Source organism: Aeromonas fluvialis (genome assembly GCF_000819885.1).
GTDB lineage: Bacteria > Pseudomonadota > Gammaproteobacteria > Enterobacterales > Aeromonadaceae > Aeromonas > Aeromonas fluvialis.
Map to the genome: position 1 here is coordinate 72,429 of NZ_CDBO01000036.1, position 17,142 is coordinate 89,570.

Annotated in this window: 19 protein-coding genes; all 19 read left to right on the forward strand. The window is 55.6% G+C overall.

What is annotated here, in order from left to right; translation table 11 throughout:
* Nucleotides 1–4 precede the first annotated feature (4 nt).
* Nucleotides 5–2,107, forward strand: coding sequence for a flagellar biosynthesis protein FlhA (gene flhA / locus BN1125_RS08060; protein WP_042011655.1), 2,103 nt, complete (start codon nucleotides 5–7; stop codon nucleotides 2,105–2,107).
* A 16-nt stretch (nucleotides 2,108–2,123) separates the two neighbouring features.
* Nucleotides 2,124–3,548 carry a flagellar biosynthesis GTPase FlhF gene (gene flhF, locus BN1125_RS08065; protein ID WP_042011656.1) on the forward strand — a complete coding sequence of 475 codons (1,425 nt, stop codon included), beginning with the start codon at nucleotides 2,124–2,126 and terminating at the stop codon, nucleotides 3,546–3,548.
* Between the two features lies 1 nt (nucleotide 3,549).
* On the forward strand, nucleotides 3,550–4,425 hold the full coding sequence (locus tag BN1125_RS08070; RefSeq protein ID WP_042011658.1) for a MinD/ParA family protein: 876 nt from the start codon (nucleotides 3,550–3,552) through the stop codon (nucleotides 4,423–4,425).
* On the forward strand, nucleotides 4,418–5,137 hold the full coding sequence (locus BN1125_RS08075) for an RNA polymerase sigma factor FliA (RefSeq protein ID WP_042011659.1): 720 nt from the start codon (nucleotides 4,418–4,420) through the stop codon (nucleotides 5,135–5,137). The genes BN1125_RS08070 and BN1125_RS08075 overlap by 8 nt, the downstream gene beginning before the upstream one ends.
* A gap of 123 nt (nucleotides 5,138–5,260) precedes the next feature.
* Nucleotides 5,261–5,632 carry a chemotaxis response regulator CheY gene (cheY, locus tag BN1125_RS08080; RefSeq protein WP_425283627.1) on the forward strand — a complete coding sequence of 124 codons (372 nt, stop codon included), beginning with the start codon at nucleotides 5,261–5,263 and terminating at the stop codon, nucleotides 5,630–5,632.
* Nucleotides 5,633–5,644: 12 nt separating this feature from the next.
* Nucleotides 5,645–6,385, forward strand: a complete 741-nt coding sequence (locus tag BN1125_RS08085) for a protein phosphatase CheZ (protein WP_042011661.1) — start codon at nucleotides 5,645–5,647, stop codon at nucleotides 6,383–6,385.
* An 11-nt stretch (nucleotides 6,386–6,396) separates the two neighbouring features.
* The gene (locus BN1125_RS08090) at nucleotides 6,397–8,547 is read left to right on the forward strand and encodes a chemotaxis protein CheA (protein WP_042011662.1); all 2,151 of its coding nucleotides are present in this window, start codon (nucleotides 6,397–6,399) and stop codon (nucleotides 8,545–8,547) included.
* Between the two features lie 32 nt (nucleotides 8,548–8,579).
* Nucleotides 8,580–9,695: a protein-glutamate methylesterase/protein-glutamine glutaminase gene (locus tag BN1125_RS08095; RefSeq protein WP_042011663.1), complete on the forward strand. Its 1,116-nt coding sequence runs from the start codon at nucleotides 8,580–8,582 to the stop codon at nucleotides 9,693–9,695.
* 2 nt (nucleotides 9,696–9,697) lie between these two features.
* Entirely contained in the window at nucleotides 9,698–10,435 is a 738-nt protein-coding gene (locus BN1125_RS08100) for a flagellar motor protein (protein WP_042011664.1), read from the forward strand.
* Nucleotides 10,436–10,437: 2 nt separating this feature from the next.
* Nucleotides 10,438–11,358: a flagellar motor protein MotB gene (locus BN1125_RS08105; protein WP_042011665.1), complete on the forward strand. Its 921-nt coding sequence runs from the start codon at nucleotides 10,438–10,440 to the stop codon at nucleotides 11,356–11,358.
* A 4-nt stretch (nucleotides 11,359–11,362) separates the two neighbouring features.
* Complete coding sequence (locus tag BN1125_RS08110) at nucleotides 11,363–12,157, forward strand: ParA family protein (RefSeq protein WP_042011666.1); 795 nt, start codon at nucleotides 11,363–11,365, stop codon at nucleotides 12,155–12,157.
* Nucleotides 12,154–13,026, forward strand: coding sequence for a chemotaxis protein CheW (locus BN1125_RS08115; protein ID WP_042011668.1), 873 nt, complete (start codon nucleotides 12,154–12,156; stop codon nucleotides 13,024–13,026). Before BN1125_RS08110 ends, BN1125_RS08115 begins: the two co-directional genes overlap by 4 nt.
* Nucleotides 13,027–13,095: 69 nt before the next feature.
* Complete coding sequence (locus BN1125_RS08120) at nucleotides 13,096–13,584, forward strand: chemotaxis protein CheW (RefSeq protein ID WP_042011669.1); 489 nt, start codon at nucleotides 13,096–13,098, stop codon at nucleotides 13,582–13,584.
* Between the two features lie 28 nt (nucleotides 13,585–13,612).
* A complete protein-coding gene (locus BN1125_RS08125; RefSeq protein WP_042011720.1) occupies nucleotides 13,613–13,990 on the forward strand; it encodes a DUF2802 domain-containing protein in 378 nt (125 codons plus the stop codon).
* A 165-nt stretch (nucleotides 13,991–14,155) separates the two neighbouring features.
* Entirely contained in the window at nucleotides 14,156–14,791 is a 636-nt protein-coding gene (gene ccmA / locus BN1125_RS08130; RefSeq protein WP_042011670.1) for a cytochrome c biogenesis heme-transporting ATPase CcmA, read from the forward strand.
* Between the two features lie 4 nt (nucleotides 14,792–14,795).
* On the forward strand, nucleotides 14,796–15,464 hold the full coding sequence (gene ccmB, locus BN1125_RS08135; protein WP_042011671.1) for a heme exporter protein CcmB: 669 nt from the start codon (nucleotides 14,796–14,798) through the stop codon (nucleotides 15,462–15,464).
* 170 nt (nucleotides 15,465–15,634) lie between these two features.
* A complete protein-coding gene (locus BN1125_RS08140; RefSeq protein WP_042011672.1) occupies nucleotides 15,635–16,375 on the forward strand; it encodes a heme ABC transporter permease in 741 nt (246 codons plus the stop codon).
* 2 nt (nucleotides 16,376–16,377) lie between these two features.
* Nucleotides 16,378–16,584: a heme exporter protein CcmD gene (gene ccmD, locus BN1125_RS08145; RefSeq protein WP_042011673.1), complete on the forward strand. Its 207-nt coding sequence runs from the start codon at nucleotides 16,378–16,380 to the stop codon at nucleotides 16,582–16,584.
* A complete protein-coding gene (gene ccmE / locus BN1125_RS08150) occupies nucleotides 16,581–17,072 on the forward strand; it encodes a cytochrome c maturation protein CcmE (RefSeq protein WP_026456547.1) in 492 nt (163 codons plus the stop codon). Before ccmD ends, ccmE begins: the two co-directional genes overlap by 4 nt.
* The last annotated feature ends 70 nt before the right edge of the window (nucleotides 17,073–17,142 follow it).

Below are 17,142 nucleotides of genomic sequence, written 5' to 3' on the forward strand. Positions count from 1 at the left end.
CGCGATGGAATTCAAGGCAGTATTGGGCCAGTTCAAAGAGTACCGGGGAGTATTGGGCAAAGGCCTTGGTACCCCTCTGCTGGTATTGGCCGCGCTCGGCATGGTGGTGTTACCCATCCCGCCGCTGATGCTGGACGTGCTCTTCTCCTTTAACATTGCTCTCTCCATCGTGGTGCTGCTGGTATCCGTCTATACCCGCCGCCCCCTCGAATTTGCTGCCTTCCCGACCGTACTGCTGCTCGCTACCTTGCTGCGGTTGGCGTTGAACGTCGCCTCGACCCGGGTGGTGTTACTGGAAGGTCATAATGGCAGTGCGGCGGCCGGCCATGTGATCGAGGCGTTCGGTAACGTGGTGATCGGCGGCAACTATGCGGTCGGCATCATCGTTTTTACCATCCTGATGATCATCAACTTTGTGGTGATCACCAAGGGTGCAGGGCGGATCGCGGAAGTGAGTGCCCGTTTTACCCTTGATGCGATGCCGGGCAAACAGATGGCCATCGATGCTGATTTGAACGCCGGTCTCATCAATCAGGAAGAGGCGAAGAAGCGCCGCCAGGATGTGACTCAGGAAGCCGACTTCTACGGCTCCATGGATGGTGCCTCCAAGTTTGTCAAAGGGGATGCCATTGCAGGCATCATGATCCTCTTTATCAACATCATCGGCGGCTTCATCATCGGGATGATGCAGCACCAGCTTACCTTCAGTGAATCGGCCGAGATCTATACCCTGCTGGCTATCGGTGACGGTCTGGTGGCGCAGATCCCCTCCCTGCTGCTTTCCATTGCCGCCGCTATCATAGTGACCCGTCAGAATACCGATCAGGACATGGGTACCGCAGTACTAGGCCAGCTGTTTGACAATCCCAAGGCCTTGATCATCTCTGCAGGTATCTTGCTGATGATGGGGCTGGTGCCGGGGATGCCGCACTTCGCCTTCCTGAGTCTGGGGGCTCTCGCCGCCGCTGGCGCCTGGTGGTTGCTGCGCCGCGAGAAACTGGCGGCCGCCAAAGCGGCCAGTGGTGAGTTGATGCCGACCAGTGCTGAACAGCCCCATGAGCAGAAAGAGTTGAGCTGGGACGATGTGATGCCGGTGGACATCGTCGGGCTGGAAGTGGGTTACCAGCTGATCCCGTTGGTGGATCGCAATCAGGGTGGCGAGTTGCTCAACCGGATCAAAGGGGTGCGCAAGAAACTCTCGCAAGAGCTGGGCTTTCTGGTCCCGGCCGTCCACATTCGCGACAACCTGGATCTGGCGCCAAACCAATATCGTATCACCTTGATGGGGGTCAGTACCGGCGAGGCCAATGTCTACCATGATAAGGAGATGGCCATCAACCCGGGGCAGGTGTTCGGCCAGATCCAGGGGATAGCCACCCGGGATCCCGCATTTGGGCTCGAAGCTGTATGGGTCGCCAAGGAGCAGGTGTCACAGGCTCAAACCTTGGGGTATACGGTAGTGGATACCGCGACCGTGGTGGCTACCCATCTGAGCCAGATCCTGACCAACCATGCGGCTCTGCTGCTGGGGCATGACGAGGTACAACAACTGCTCGACATGATTGGCAAACATCAGAGCAAGCTGGTCGAAGGGCTGGTGCCGGAAGTGATCAGCATGGGTAACCTGGTGAAGGTATTGCAGAATTTGCTCAATGAAGGCGTGCCAATCCGCGATATGCGCACTATCCTGCAGACCCTGGTTGAATACGCGCCGCGCAGTCCGGATCCGGAAGTGCTCACTGCGGCTTGCCGGATTGCCCTGCGCCGTCTGATTGTGCAGGAGATTGCAGGCCCCGATCCCGAGCTGCCGGTGATTACCTTGGCGCCGGAATTGGAACGTATATTGCATCAATCCCTGCAGGCGGGTGGCGGTGATGGTGCCGGTATTGAGCCGGGTCTGGCGGAGCGGATGCAGCGTTCGCTGGTCGAAGCCACTCAACGACAAGAGTTGGAAGGTCAACCGGCCGTGCTTCTGACATCGGGGATCTTGCGCAATACCCTGGCGAAATTTGTCAAGAATGCCATTCCTGGATTGCGCGTTCTGTCTTATCAGGAAGTGCCCGACGACAAGCAGATCCGTATCGTCAGTGCGGTAGGGCAGAACTAGTTAGCGGAGATGACGGGTGAAGATTAAGCGGTTTTTTGCCAAGGACATGCGAACGGCTTTGGCCGAGGTCAAGGAGACGCTCGGGCCAGACGCTGTCATCATGTCCAACAAGAAGGTCACCGGAGGGGTAGAGATAGTCGCCGCAGTCGATTATCAATCCCAGGTTCCGGGTCCGAAGGATGCGCCGGTTCGCCGTCAGCTGAACGATGAGAGCGTCAATATTTCGTCTGCCGCGCGGCAGATGAACCGTCCGGAGCCAACCTCGGCGAAGGAACAGAACGAACATTATGCCGATACCCTGGCCGCCCTCCTGGCTCGCCAGCAGAAGCTCAAGCCTGGCAATGGGGCTCCGATGGGCAACACCCAGTCAGCCGGTCTGGCTGCAGCCAATGCCGCGCCCAGAACATTGGCCGAGCAGGGACAGTGGGGCGCAACCCCGGAACCAGCCAAGCCCAAGGCCCGGGTTGCCTCCGGCCAGCGCGCGTCTCAACCTGCCCAGCGGGATCAGGAGATGGAGGGGATGCGCAAGGAGATGGCCAGCATTCGCAAACTGCTGGAGCATCAGATATCCGGGCTGATGTGGCAAGAGGTGGAGCGCCGCGAACCGATGCGGGCGCTGCTGATCAAGGAGCTCAAGAAAATAGGGTTTGATGACGCCTTTGCCGATCAATTGGCCGGGCTGATCCCTGAAGATATGTCCATCCATCAGGCGATGGCGCAACTGGCCGAAGTGCTGACCGCACAGCTCAAGATCAGTGAGGACGAGATTTTACGTCAGGGGGGCGCTGTCGCCCTCCTAGGACCCACAGGGGTGGGCAAGACGACCACTATCGCCAAGCTGGCAGCCCGTTTTGCCATGAAGTATGGCGCCGAGCAGGTGGCGCTCATCACCACCGACAATTACCGGATCGGTGCCCATGAACAGCTGCAGACCTATGGCCGTATCATGGGTTGCCCGGTGCGTCAGGTAAGAGATGCCGAAGAGCTGGCCAATGCGCTATATCAGTTCCGTCATCGTCGGCTGGTGCTCATCGACACGGCAGGGGTGGGTCAGCGGGATATCCGCTTGACCGAGCAGCTCGATACCCTAGTCAAGAATGCCAAGGTGCGGATCCGCAGTTATCTGGTGATGTCGGCAACCTCCCAGCGCCGGGTGATGCAGGAGGCGGTGGACCATTTCCGGCGGATTCCCTTGAGCGGCTGCATACTTACAAAGTTGGATGAGAGTCTGAATCTTGGCGAAGTGATTAACGTTTGCATCCAGAATGCCTTGCCCATCAGCTATATCACTGACGGACAAAGGGTTCCGGAAGATATTCAGGTTGCCAATGCGGCGCAGCTTGTCGGCGCGGCCATGGGCTCGCTGGAGCAGGAAACAGCAGAGCCCTATTTCTGGGGCACAGGCTTTGGCGAGGCCGAAGATTCGGAGTTTTATGAGTAACATGTATATGGATCAGGCGAGTGGTCTGCGCAAAATGCGTCAAAACAATCGAGTAAAAGTGATCGCCGTTTCCGGTGGTAAAGGTGGCGTGGGCAAAACCAACGTGACCCTTAACGTGGCGGGAGCCATGGCGGCCCAAGGCAAGCGGGTGATGGTGCTGGATGCCGACCTTGGTCTGGCGAATGTTGACGTCATGCTGGGACTGCGGGTTCATCGCAATCTCTCTCATGTGCTGGCAGGGGAGTGCACTATCGACGACATTATCGTTGAGGGCCCGTATGGCATGATGATTGTCCCTGCGACCTCGGGGACCCAGTCCATGGTCGAACTCTCGCCGGTACAGCATGCCGAGCTTATCCGTGCCTTCAGTGAGATGAAGACCCAGGTCGATATCCTGATGGTGGATACGGCGGCGGGGATCTCCGACATGGTGCTGAGTTTCACTCGCGCCGCCCAGGACATCATGGTGGTGGTGTGCGACGAGCCAACCTCCATCACCGATGCCTATGCCCTCATCAAGATCCTCTCCAAGGATCACGGCGTGTTTCGCTTCAAGGTAGTGGCCAACATGGTGCGCAGCCTGCGCGAGGGGCAGGAGCTCTTTGCCAAGCTGACCCGGGTGACCGATCGCTTCCTAGACACCTCGCTGGAGCTGGTCGCTTGCGTACCTTATGACACCAATTTGCGCGCTGCCGTGCGCAAGCAAAAACTGATTGTCGAGGCATTTCCCAAGTCACCTGCGGCGCTGGCATTCCGAGCCCTGGCCAACAAGGCAGCAAGCTGGCCTGTGCCCAACCAACCGGGCGGCCACCTAGAGTTTTTCCTGGAGAACTTGTTGCAAAAACCGGCCACCACACAGGAAGGTTCCCGTGAATAAAGCCCAAGCGTACTTGCGTCATCAGGATTCCTATGTGCTGGTGGAGCGTCACGCTCCTCTGGTCAAGCGAATTGCCCAGCATTTGTTGGCTCGCCTGCCCAGCAGTGTCTTGCTGGATGACCTGATCCAGGCAGGTATGATTGGGCTGATCGAAGCATCGCGTAACTTTGATGGCAGCAAGGGGGCCAGTTTCGAGACCTATGCCGGGATCCGCATCCGTGGCGCCATGCTGGACGAGATCCGTCGTGGTGACTGGGTGCCCCGTTCCGTTCATCGCAACAGCCGGGCGATCGCCGAGGCGATCGAAAATGTGGAGCAAGCCAATGGGCGAGATGCTCGTGACACGGAAGTCGCCGCGCAAATGGGGGTCTCTCTCGCTGATTATCATGCCATGTTGCAGGATGTTTCCTGCGGCAAGATCATCGGTATCGAGGATCTTGGCGTCAGTGAGGATGTGATCGGCAATCCTGATGACGCCCCGTCAGGTTCGGGGTTTGATGAATTGGCTGCAGAACGATTTCAAATTCAACTTTCGGAGCAAATTGGTCGCTTACCGGAGAGAGAGGCCCTGGTTCTCTCTCTTTACTACGATGAAGAGTTGAATTTACGTGAGATTGGCGAGGTTTTGAGTGTGAGCGAGTCGCGTGTGAGTCAGATACACAGCCAAGCAATGCACAGACTGCGCGCTCGTTTGAGAGATTGGCATCTATAAGTGTTTGTATTGGCTACACTGAGATGAAACTCTAAGGCATAATCCGCATGACACACCCCGTTTTTAGCATCATGTAAGTGAGCCACTCAGGTGGCTATTGAGGAGGGAATTTTGGACAAGAACATGAAAATCCTCATTGTTGACGATTTTTCAACGATGCGCCGGATTATCAAGAACTTGCTGCGCGACCTTGGGTTTAATAACACCCATGAAGCGGATGACGGCAACACAGCACTGCCGATGCTGAAAAATGGTGATTTCCAGTTTGTAGTGACTGACTGGAACATGCCAGGGATGCAAGGTATCGACCTGCTGAAAGCCATTCGTATCGATGAAAAGCTCAAGCATCTGCCGGTGCTGATGGTGACGGCGGAAGCCAAACGTGAGCAGATCATCGAAGCCGCCCAAGCTGGCGTTAACGGTTATATCGTCAAGCCTTTCACTGCAGCAACGCTCAAAGAAAAACTCGACAAAATTTTTGAACGCCTCGGCTAAGGAACTGCAGGGATGATGGCCAAAATGAGAGCAATGATTTCGCTCGACCAGGCAAGGATGCTTGTTGCTCATCTGGAGCAAGGTGAATTCGAGCAGGCCGATGAACTGCTTGCCAATGTATGTGCCCCCAACGCAGCCGATCTGTTTGAAAAAGTAGGTAAGCTGACCAGACAACTGCATGATTCACTTCAAGAATTTCGCATTGACCCCCGTATTCCTGACTTGGCTACTCATGACATTCCCGATGCACGGGAACGTTTGAGCTACGTTATCGATATGACGGACAAAGCTGCCAATCGCACCATGGATGCGGTGGAAGCCAGTTTGCCGATAGCGGATCGCCTGAATGACAATATCCAGCTGGTGATGCCGAACTGGAATGCCCTTATGTCTCGTGACATGAGCGTGGGGCAGTTCAAATCCTTATGTCACCAACTTGATGATTTTATTAAGGCTTCAGAGTCTGATGCCGATAAATTACGGCAACTGCTGACAGAAATCCTGATGGCGCAAGATTTTCAGGATTTGACCGGTCAGATGATCCGCAAGGTCATCAAACTGGTTCAGGAAGTTGAAACAAAATTAATAGAAATGCTGACCATGTTTGGTGAGGCTTCTGCTGAGCATTCAACTCGTACTCTTCCTGTCAGCGGGATTGAAGCAGAAGGACCGATCATGAATCCGGAGGCTCGCGCCGATGTGGTTAATGGTCAGGATGATGTGGACGATCTGCTGTCTAGCCTGGGATTCTAATGGAGTGACGCATGGCCTTCGAAGTTGATGAAGACATACTGCAAGACTTTCTGGTCGAAGCATCCGAAATATTGGAACAGTTGTCTGAACAACTGGTCGACTTGGAAAAGCGGCCCGACGACAAGAACCTGTTGAACGCCATCTTTCGCGGTTTCCATACCGTGAAAGGGGGGGCCGGCTTCCTGTCGCTCGGTGAACTGGTTGATGTATGTCACGGTGCGGAAAACGTGTTCGATATCTTGCGCAATGGCAAGCGAACCGTGACCGCCGAACTGATGGATGTGATCCTGCAAGCGCTGGATGCCATCAATGTCATGTTCACTCAGGTTCAAAATCGCGAAGCGCCTAGCCCTGCGTCGGATGATTTGCTTCATGACCTCCATGAGCTGTGCAAGCCTGAAGGTGAAGAGCAGTTGCGTACTGCTACCAGCTCTGCTGGTGACGCCGAGCCGGAACCTGTTGCGCCGATCGTCGAGGTTATCCCCAAAATTGTCGAGCCCGTTATCGTCAGCAATGAGCCAGCACCTGTCAATGGTGGTGGATCGATCGACGAGATTTCTGCGGATGAATTCGAGCGTTTGCTGGATGAACTTCATGGCGTGGGTGGTACACCCACCAAAATGACGACAGCCCCTCCTGTTATTGGCGGTTCTGGTGATATCACCGATGATGAGTTTGAGGCCTTGCTGGATCAGCTTCATGGTCAGGGGCAGCACATGGGGGCGCCAGAGGTTAACCCCTTGAAGTCCGTGCAAAAAGAGGTGGACGAGCTTATCGATGATGATGAGTTTGAGCGTCTGCTTGATGAATTGCATGGTCGTGGCCAGGGGCCACAGAGTACGATGGCACCAGCCGCGGTGACTCCGTCCAAACCGGCTGCGCCTGTAGCGAAACCCGTACAAGCTGCTCCTGCGAAACCAGCAGAGAGCCCCAAGACACCCGCGCCCGCCGCCAAGGCTGCGCCAGCGCCAGCCGAAAACAGTGCGGTGCAGAGCGATACGACTGTCCGTGTCGATACCAAAACACTCGATGTCATCATGAACATGGTGGGCGAGCTGGTGCTGGTGCGTAATCGCTTGGTGAGCCTGGGTATTGCCAGCAATGATGAAGAGATGTCAAAGGCGGTTGCCAATCTGGATGTGGTCACGGCTGATCTGCAAGGTGCGGTGATGAAAACCCGCATGCAGCCAATCAAGAAAGTGTTTGGTCGTTTCCCGCGCGTGGTGCGTGATTTGGCCAGAACGCTGAAAAAAGAGATTGAGCTGGTGATGGTGGGGGAGGAGACCGACCTGGATAAAAACCTGGTGGAGGCGCTCGCCGATCCGCTGGTTCACCTTGTTCGCAACTCCTGCGATCACGGGGTCGAAATGCCGGATGTGCGGGAGAAAGCCGGTAAGCCGCGGCAAGGGACTATAACCCTTAGCGCCTCCCAGCAAGGTGACCATATCCTGCTTTGCATTGAGGATGACGGTGCCGGGATGGATCCGGAAAAACTCAAGTCTATTGCTATCAGTCGTGGCGTGCTCGATGCCGATACGGCTGCTCGCATGAGCGATAACGATGCCTATAACCTGATCTTTGCCCCCGGATTTTCGACCAAGGCCGAGATCTCCGATATATCCGGCCGCGGTGTCGGGATGGATGTAGTCAAAACCAGTATTGTCAGCCTCAATGGTTCGGTGCATATCGATTCTACGTGGGGGAAAGGCACCCGTCTCGAAATCAAGGTTCCCCTGACACTGGCTATCCTGCCTACCCTGATGGTGGAGGTGGGTGAACAGACCTTCGCATTGCCACTCGGTTGCGTGAACGAGATTTTCCATCTGGATCTGAAAAAGGCCAATATGGTCGATGGCCAGCTCACAATCATAGTGCGTGACAAGGCGATTCCACTCTTTTATCTACACAAGTGGTTGATTCGTGGCGCCAATAAGCGTTCACGTCAGGATTCCGGACATGTGGTGATCGTGCAGATTGGCACTCAGCAAATCGGGTTTGTGGTCGACAGTCTGATTGGACAGGAAGAGGTGGTGATCAAGCCGCTCGATAACCTGCTACAAGGCACCCCGGGGATGGCTGGTGCGACCATTACCAGTGATGGCGGTATTGCCCTTATTCTGGATGTGCCGAGTCTGCTAAAAGCATATGCGCGTAGACATTAATCGCTCAGGCCCAAGGAGTTAGAAAAATAACAATGGCAGTCAAGGTATTAGTTGTCGACGATTCGAGCTTCTTTCGCCGTCGGGTGAGCGAGATAATCAATCAGGATCCCATGCTGACGGTGCTTGATACTGCCCAGAATGGGCGTGAAGCGGTAGATAAGGCCATGTCGCTGCGCCCTGATGTGATCACCATGGACATAGAAATGCCCGTGATGGATGGTATCAGTGCGGTGCGGGAGATCATGGCCAAGTGTCCGACCCCTATTCTGATGTTCTCCTCACTGACCCATGAAGGGGCCAAAGCGACGCTGGATGCCCTGGATGCTGGTGCCCTCGACTTCTTGCCCAAGAAATTTGAAGACATTGCCAGAGACAAGGATGAAGCGGTCAGGCTGTTGCAACAGCGGGTGAAAGAGATATCCCGCAAGCGTTTCCTGATGACGACGGCAGCACGACCTAAAACACCGGAGCCTGTTGAGCGCATGATACAGGGCAGTACAGTACCCAGAACGGCTGAACGTCAGTCTGAACTGCAGCGTACTGTTCCAGGCACCTCATTCAAGCGAAGTGGCAAGAGTTATCAACTGGTGGCGATCGGGACGTCTACCGGTGGCCCAGTCGCCTTGCAAAACGTACTGACCAAGTTGCCGGGGGACTTTCCCCATCCAATCTTGCTTATCCAGCATATGCCCGCTACTTTCACCGCGGCTTTTGCTGCCCGTCTAAACGGCTTATGCCAGATTGGTGTCAAGGAGGCGGAGGATGGTGATGTGCTCAAACCGGGACATGCCTACCTGGCGCCCGGTGGCAAGCAGATGCTGTTGGAGGGGCGTGGATCAGGAGCCCGCATCCGGATTATTGATGGCAATGACAAGGTGAACTACAAGCCTTGTGTCGACATTACTTTCGCGTCTGCTGCCAAGACCTATGCCGACAAGGTGTTGGCGATTGTGCTGACCGGTATGGGGGCCGATGGTCGTGATGGGGCCCGGTTGCTGAAAGAGCAGGGCTCGACTATTTGGGCTCAGGACGAGGCATCCTGCGTGGTATATGGCATGCCCCAAGCGGTTGCCAAGGCAGGGATTGCCAGTGAATCACTTCCTCTGGACAAGGTGGCCCAGCGTATTCTGGTTGAGTTGGGGCGCTGATCATGGGCTTGCTCGGTCTGCTCCTGGCATTGGGGGCTATTGCTATTGCCCAGCTGTGGCATGGTGGCTCCCTGTTGACGTTGTTGGACGGGCCCGCTTTTCTCATCGTGCTGGGAGGCACTGTTGGTGCCGTCACACTGCAGACTCCTGCCAAGTACATTCTGCTGGCGTTGCGTCAGCTATTATGGATTTTTACCCCTCCCCGGCAAGATCTCTCTGCGCAGGCTGAACGACTGCAATCCTGGGCTGCTTTTGCGCGCCAGCAGGGACTGCTGGCCCTCGAAAATCAGGCTGATCAGGAGGAAGAACACTTTACCCGTCAAGGGTTGAACTTGATTGTCGATGGGGTATCTACGGAGGATATTCGCATGTTGCTCGAAGCCGATATCGATATCGAGCAGGAGCGCAATGAACATGCGGCCCGGGTGTTTGAAGCCATGGGGGGATACAGTCCGACCATCGGGATCATCGGTGCCGTGCTGGGCCTGATCCAGGCCATGTTTCATCTCGAAGATCCGTCAGCACTGGGGGCGGGTATTGCAGTTGCATTTGTGGCAACCATCTATGGGGTGGGATTTGCCAACCTCATTTATCTGCCGATCGCCAACCGGTTGCGCGCATTTCACTATCACTATGCACTGTTTCAGGAGATGACCCTGGAAGGGCTGTTAGCCATCGCCCATGGTGAGAATGGTTTACAGGTTGAACGTCGGCTCAGGGCCTATTTAAAAGGAGAGTAGCCATGCGCAAGCGCTATCGGTTGCACTTGCAGGGGCGTGAGCACCTTGATCGCTGGCTGGTCTCCTATGCCGATTATATGACGCTGATATTTGCTTTGTTCGTGGTGCTCTACTCCGTTGCGCTGGTGAACAAGGACAAATATCGAGCGGTGATCGATGGCATGAGTCAGGCATTCAGTGTTGTGCAGTCTGGCAGCAATGGCTTGCTTGAAGGGCAGGGCAGTTCCCTGCTGGATAACGCGGCCTCTGCCTCTCCGTCGTTGCTGGAAAGCGTAGCATCACCCTCCCCTTCACTTGCTCCCATTTCTGGTGTGCCAGTGCTGCAAGATGGCACGACACTTGCCAAACTCGATATGCAGTTGCAACAAAGCATGGGATCGCTGGTGGACGCCGGCATCGTTAAACTGACGCAAGATGAGAATTGGCTGACCATTGAACTCAGTTCTGGTCTGCTGTTTGGCAGTGGTAGTGCCTTCATGGGACCGAATGCTGCACCGGTTATCAATACTCTTTCAAGTATTCTCAAACCGGTCGATAACTACGTAAGAGTTCGGGGATATACCGATAACCAACAGATAAATAATGAAATTTATCGTTCTAACTGGGCGCTGTCTGCTGCTCGGGCCGAGGCGGTACTCAATGGCTTGATTGCCGATGGGATCGCCCCTCAGCGTTTGGCGTTCGAGGCATATGGCGAGTTTTCCCCTTTTGCTGACAACGGCAGCGAGCAGGGCAGACTGCAGAATCGCAAGGTGGTCGTCGCTATCTCCAAATTTGCCTGGGTGCCGCCGGCACCTGTGGTTGCAACGCCTAAGGTAGTTGCCGAACCGGTTCCTGCTGTACAGCAGGCGGTGGAGGCAGGAGAGATAAAGGTGATCACCTTGCCCGGTGGTGGCATACGCATAACAACAAGGCAGGATTGATACAGTGATTGTTTGGACGGTTGCCAACCAGAAAGGTGGTGTGGGTAAAACCACCACAGTGGTCTCGCTTGCGGGGATCCTGGCCCAGCGTGGCCAGCGGGTGCTGTTGATTGATACCGACCCCCATGCTTCGTTGACTGCATATCTTGATTTTGATTCAGATCGCCTGGATGGAACCCTCTATGAGTTGTTTCAAGCTGTCAAACCGACAGCCGAGCTTGTCAATAAACTGACGCTCAAGAGCAAATTCGAAAATATTAACTTACTGCCAGCATCTATTACCTTGGCGACCCTTGATCGAGTGATGGGCAATCGTGAAGGTATGGGACTGGTACTGAAGCGGGCACTGCTGCGCATTCAGGATCAATATGATTATGTGCTGATCGACTGCCCGCCAGTACTGGGGGTGATGATGGTCAACGCGCTGGCTGCCTGCGATCGCATTCTGGTACCGGTCCAGACCGAATTTCTGGCCCTCAAAGGGTTGGAGCGGATGATGAAAACATTCGAGATCATGCAGCGTTCCAAGCGTGACAAGTTCCGCTATACCGTGATCCCGACCATGTTCGACAAGCGCACCCGTGCTTCTCTGATGACCTTGAAATCGATCAAGGATCAATATGGTGAATCGGTGTGGAATGCCGTTATCCCTATCGACACCAAGTTTCGGGATGCCAGTTTATTGCATATTCCCCCATCTATTTATTCCCCCGGGAGTCGCGGCACCTATGCCTATGAGACGCTGCTCAATCATCTTGATGCCCTTGAGCGGCAGCGGGCTCATGAGGTGATGTCATGAGCGACACCATTCAAGTTCGTGCGATGGATGACTACTTCCACTCCCTGCTGCTCGATGAGCCGCTGGTGCTGGATGAGGTGGAAGAGGTTCAATCTGCCCCTGTTTTACCGTTGCAACGTCAGCCCCAGAGCGTCCCCGAGGTAGTCGCCGCACCTTACCTCGAAAGCGATCCACGCCTTGCCCAGCTGGGTGAATTGCTCGCACAGGTAGGGCAAGTTCAGTTCGAAAATGATGCCTTCACCCAGGAGATAACACTCACCGCTCCGCTGGAGATTGTGGCGGAGGAGTCACTGTTGCCGGTGGAGCCTGAATGGCCTGCGGAGGTGCTGCTTCCCGAGGTTGCGGAGCCCCATACAACCATCCTGACCGAGACTGCGCTGGAGGTTGATCCGGTAGAGGCCAGTGAACCTGTTGCCTGGGAGAATATCGATACCGGTAACGAGTTTCAGGCCCTTTTCTTTGAAGTCGCGGGCGTGACGTTTGCTGTGCCGTTGACCGAGCTGGGTGGTATTCATCAGCTGGGCGAGATCAGCTCCCTCTTTGGCCAGCCTGGCTGGTACAAGGGGATCATGACCTCTCGCGAGCAGAAGATGAATGTGGTCGATACTGCCCAGTGGGTCATGCCGGGTCAGCATCTCGAGATGGATGATTACAAGTATCTGATTATGCTTGGTGAATCTCCGTGGGGATTAGCCTGCCATCATCTCAAAGGGACTGAATTGTTACACCGTGACCAGGTGAAATGGCGCCATCAGGAGGGCAAGCGCCCCTGGTTGGCGGGCATGGTCAAAGAAAAAATGTGTGCCCTGTTACACGTCCGCGAACTGCTCCTCTTGCTGGAGCGCGGGGTTAACATAGAAGGTCGCTGATAACTTCTGCAATCGAGCTGTTTTATTGCTAGTTTTAGCATTAGACGTTTTCATAAAAGGAATAAAAACATGACAGAAAAGCGCAATATCGCACAGAATCTGGCCGAAGATGAAGTGCTGCAATGGGTAACCTTCCAGCTGGAGAATGAAACCTACGGCATCAATGTGATGCAGGTTCAGGAGGTGTTGCGCTACACCGAAATTGCGCCGGTGCCGGGGGCTCCTGATTATGTGCTGGGGATCATCAACCTGCGCGGTAATGTGGTGACTGTCATCGATACTCGCTCCCGTTTTGGCCTGCCCTCCGGCGATGTGAGTGAAAACTCTCGCATCGTCATCATCGAGGCGGAGAAGCAGGTGATCGGCATCATGGTCGACAGCGTGGCGGAAGTGGTTTATCTGAAATCGTCCGAAATCGATGCTGCGCCTGCCGTTGGTACCGAAGAGAGTGCCAAGTTCATCCAGGGAGTCAGCAACCGTGATGGTCAGCTGCTGATCCTGGTCGACCTCAACAAGCTGCTCTCCGATGAAGAGTGGGAAGATATCGGTTCCCTCTGATAAATAAGGTGATGTTTTGATAATCGAGATGGTTGCCTTGGGGTTGTCCCTGATTGCATTGGTGTTTGCCTCTTATATCTGGTTCAAGAGCAAGCGTAGCAAGCAGGAGTCCGAGGCCAGTGTGGCCACGTTGCAGGGGCAGTTGGAAAGCTTGCGCAAACAGATGATGGAGCTTCATACCGGCGCCATCGGCATGGGACAGCGGCTGCAGTCGGTAGAAGGGGCGATGCAGCAGGTCAATGATCGCCAGCAAGAGCTCACCCTGCAGGATCCCGAGCGACGTCTTTACAGTCGAGCGGCCAAAATGGTTGAACTGGGCGCCGATCTTGATGAGGTCATGAGTGAGTGCGAGTTGCCAAAGGCAGAAGCCGAGCTCTTGATCTCATTACGAAAAGGGCGTTCTTGATGGGTCAGGAAGGCAACGGCATTCCTGATTTGTTTTGGCCGTTTTTCTAAGCGTTTGTGGCGCGATCTTCGCCACAAATCCTGCTGATTATTGGCATCTTTGAAAAGACCCCCTTCAATACTATGTTAATATGCACGCCGCTTCTTTCCACCTGACAACACCCTCATGCTGCTTCAAGTCAACAATCTGAGCTGCGTGCGTGAAGATCGCACCCTGTTTGAACATCTCTCCTTTACGGTAGCGCCTGGCGATCTGCTGCAGATTGAAGGTCCCAACGGGGTGGGGAAGACCAGCTTGTTGCGTCTGCTGACCGGGTTGTCACAGCCATTTGCCGGCGAGGTGTGCTGGAATGGGGAGAACATTCGCCACTGCCGCGACGAATATCATGCCAATCTGCTCTATCTGGGCCACCATGCCGGGGTCAAGGCGGCGCTGACCCCTTTTGAAAACCTCAAGTTCTATCAGCAGTTGCATCACCCTCAGCAACAGGACTACGACCTGTGGCAGATATTGGCCCGGGTAGGGCTTGCCGGTTTCGAAGAGAATCCGACCGGGCAGCTCTCTGCCGGTCAGCAGCGCCGGGTTGCTTTGGCCAGGCTCTGGCTCAGTGACAAACCGGCTCTATGGATCCTGGACGAGCCGTTTACCGCCATCGACAAGCAGGGGGTCAAGGTGCTTGAGCAACTGTTCCTGGCCCATGCAGATCGGGGGGGCATGGTGATCCTGACCACCCACCAGGATCTCACCCTGATGCAGGGACGTTTGAAAACCCTGTCGCTGACCCCTCTATTGCAGGAGTAAGCTCATGCTGCGCGCCGTTATGCACCTTATTCATCGTGAACTGCTGATCGCCCTGCGCCAGCGCTCCGATATTCTCAACCCGCTCTGGTTCTTCCTTATTGTTATCACCCTGTTTCCACTCGGTATTGGCCCAGAGCCCAAGTTGCTGGCCCGTATTGCCCCCGGGATTATCTGGGTGGCGGCCCTGCTGGCGGCCATGCTGTCGCTGGAGCGGCTGTTTCGCGATGATTTCAGCGATGGTTCGCTGGAGCAGATGATGTTGATGCCTCATCCGCTCGGGCTGCTGGCGCTGGCCAAAGTGGTTGCTCACTGGCTGCTGACCGGCTTGCCCTTGCTGCTGATCTCCCCCTTGCTCGCCATCTTGTTGTCGCTGGACATGAACAGCTATCTGGCGGTCGTGGCCACTCTGGCCCTGGGTACTCCCGTGCTGAGCCTGCTCGGCGCAGTCGGGGTGGCCCTGACTGTCGGTCTGCGCAAGGGCGGTGTCCTGCTCAGCCTGCTAATTTTGCCGCTCTATATTCCGGTACTGATTTTTGCTACCTCCGCCATTGATGCGGCGGGGATGGGCTTGCCCTATGGCGGCCAGCTCGCTATTTTGGCCGCCATGCTGGTGGGAACCCTGACCCTGACGCCGCTGGCCGTTTCGGCCGCATTACGGGTCAGCCTCAACTGACCTCACAGTTAGTTAGATTGCAAAGGTCCCGAATGGGGTTCTTTTTGAAAAGATTAAGTTGCTGTGGATCAAGGAGAGGCTCGCTTATCGCTTTCGGGGTATTTGATGTAAACCCGTGATAGGTATGGTATGCCTCGCCAAATGATTAATAACAAAAGGTTTTGTGAGCTATGTGGAAATGGTTGCACCCTTATGCCAAACCGGAGCGGGCCTATCAGCTGGCTGGTACCCTGCTGCCCTGGTTTGCTGTGATTAGTCTGCTCTCGTTTGTGATCGGCACTATCTGGGGGTTGGCATTCGCCCCCGCCGATTATCAGCAGGGGGATTCCTTCCGGATCATCTATATCCACGTGCCTTCCGCCATTCTCTCCATGGGGGCCTACTCCACCATGGCGGTGGCTGCCTTTATCGGACTGGTGTGGCAACTGCGCATGGCGGACATGACGGTGGCAGCCATCGCGCCGGTTGGCGCCGTGTTCACCTTCATCGCGCTCTTTACCGGTGCCGCCTGGGGCAAACCCATGTGGGGCACCTGGTGGGTGTGGGATGCGCGACTCACCTCTGAGTTGATCCTGCTGTTTCTCTACCTCGGCGTGATTGCCCTCTACAACGCCTTCAGTGACAAGGTGGTTGCTGGCCGTGCCGCCGGCATTCTGGCGCTGGTGGGGGTCATCAACCTGCCCATCATTCACTACTCGGTGGAGTGGTGGAACACCCTGCACCAGGGGGCCACCATCACCAAATTCGACAAGCCCTCTATTTCGGCCGAGATGCTGTGGCCCTTGCTCATCATGATCCTGGCATTTGCCACCTTCCTCGGGGCCCTGACCCTGATGCGTTTTCGTAACGAGCTCTTGATGCGGGAGTGGCATCGCCCCTGGGTCAAAGAGATTGCCGAGCAGGAGAAGTAAGCATGCACTTTGCCTCTTTCAGTGACTTTCTGGCGATGGGTGGCTACGCCTTCTACGTCTGGCTCTCCTTTGGCCTGACCCTGCTTTGCCTAGTCGGCATCGTCATTTCTACCCGTATGAAAACCCGCAACCTGCTCGGCGAATTGCGTAGCAAGCAGGCACGCGAGGCCCGTCGCAAGGCGGCCCAGCAGATGGAGAACACCCTATGAACCCGAGACGCAAGAAACGCCTCACCATCATCCTAGCCATCACCCTGGGTCTGGCCACCGTTAGCGGGCTGGTGCTCTATGCCCTCAGCCAGAATATCGATCTCTTCTATACCCCGAGCGAATTGGTTGAAGGCAAAGGACCGGACAAGATCAAGCCGGAAGAGGGCCAGCGTCTGCGCATCGGGGGGCTGGTGGTGCCCGGTTCGGTCAAGCGGGATCCCCAGAGCCTCAGGGTTGCCTTCCAGTTGGTGGACAACGGCGGCCATCTGGTGACGGTCGAATATGACGGCATCCTGCCGGACCTGTTCCGCGAGGGGCAGGGCATCGTCGCTCAGGGCACCCTCAAGGATGCCACTACGGTGGAAGCCTTCGAGGTGCTGGCCAAGCATGACGAGAACTACATGCCGCCGGAAGTGGCGGAAGCCACCAGCGGTATGCACTACAAGCCGGAATATACCGACGCGCAGTTGAAGGGATCCAAGCAATGATCCCCGTCGCTGTCATTCCCTCGTATCGTCTTTGTGCCCCTGTCAGGGGCTCGGCTCACCAGAAAGGAAC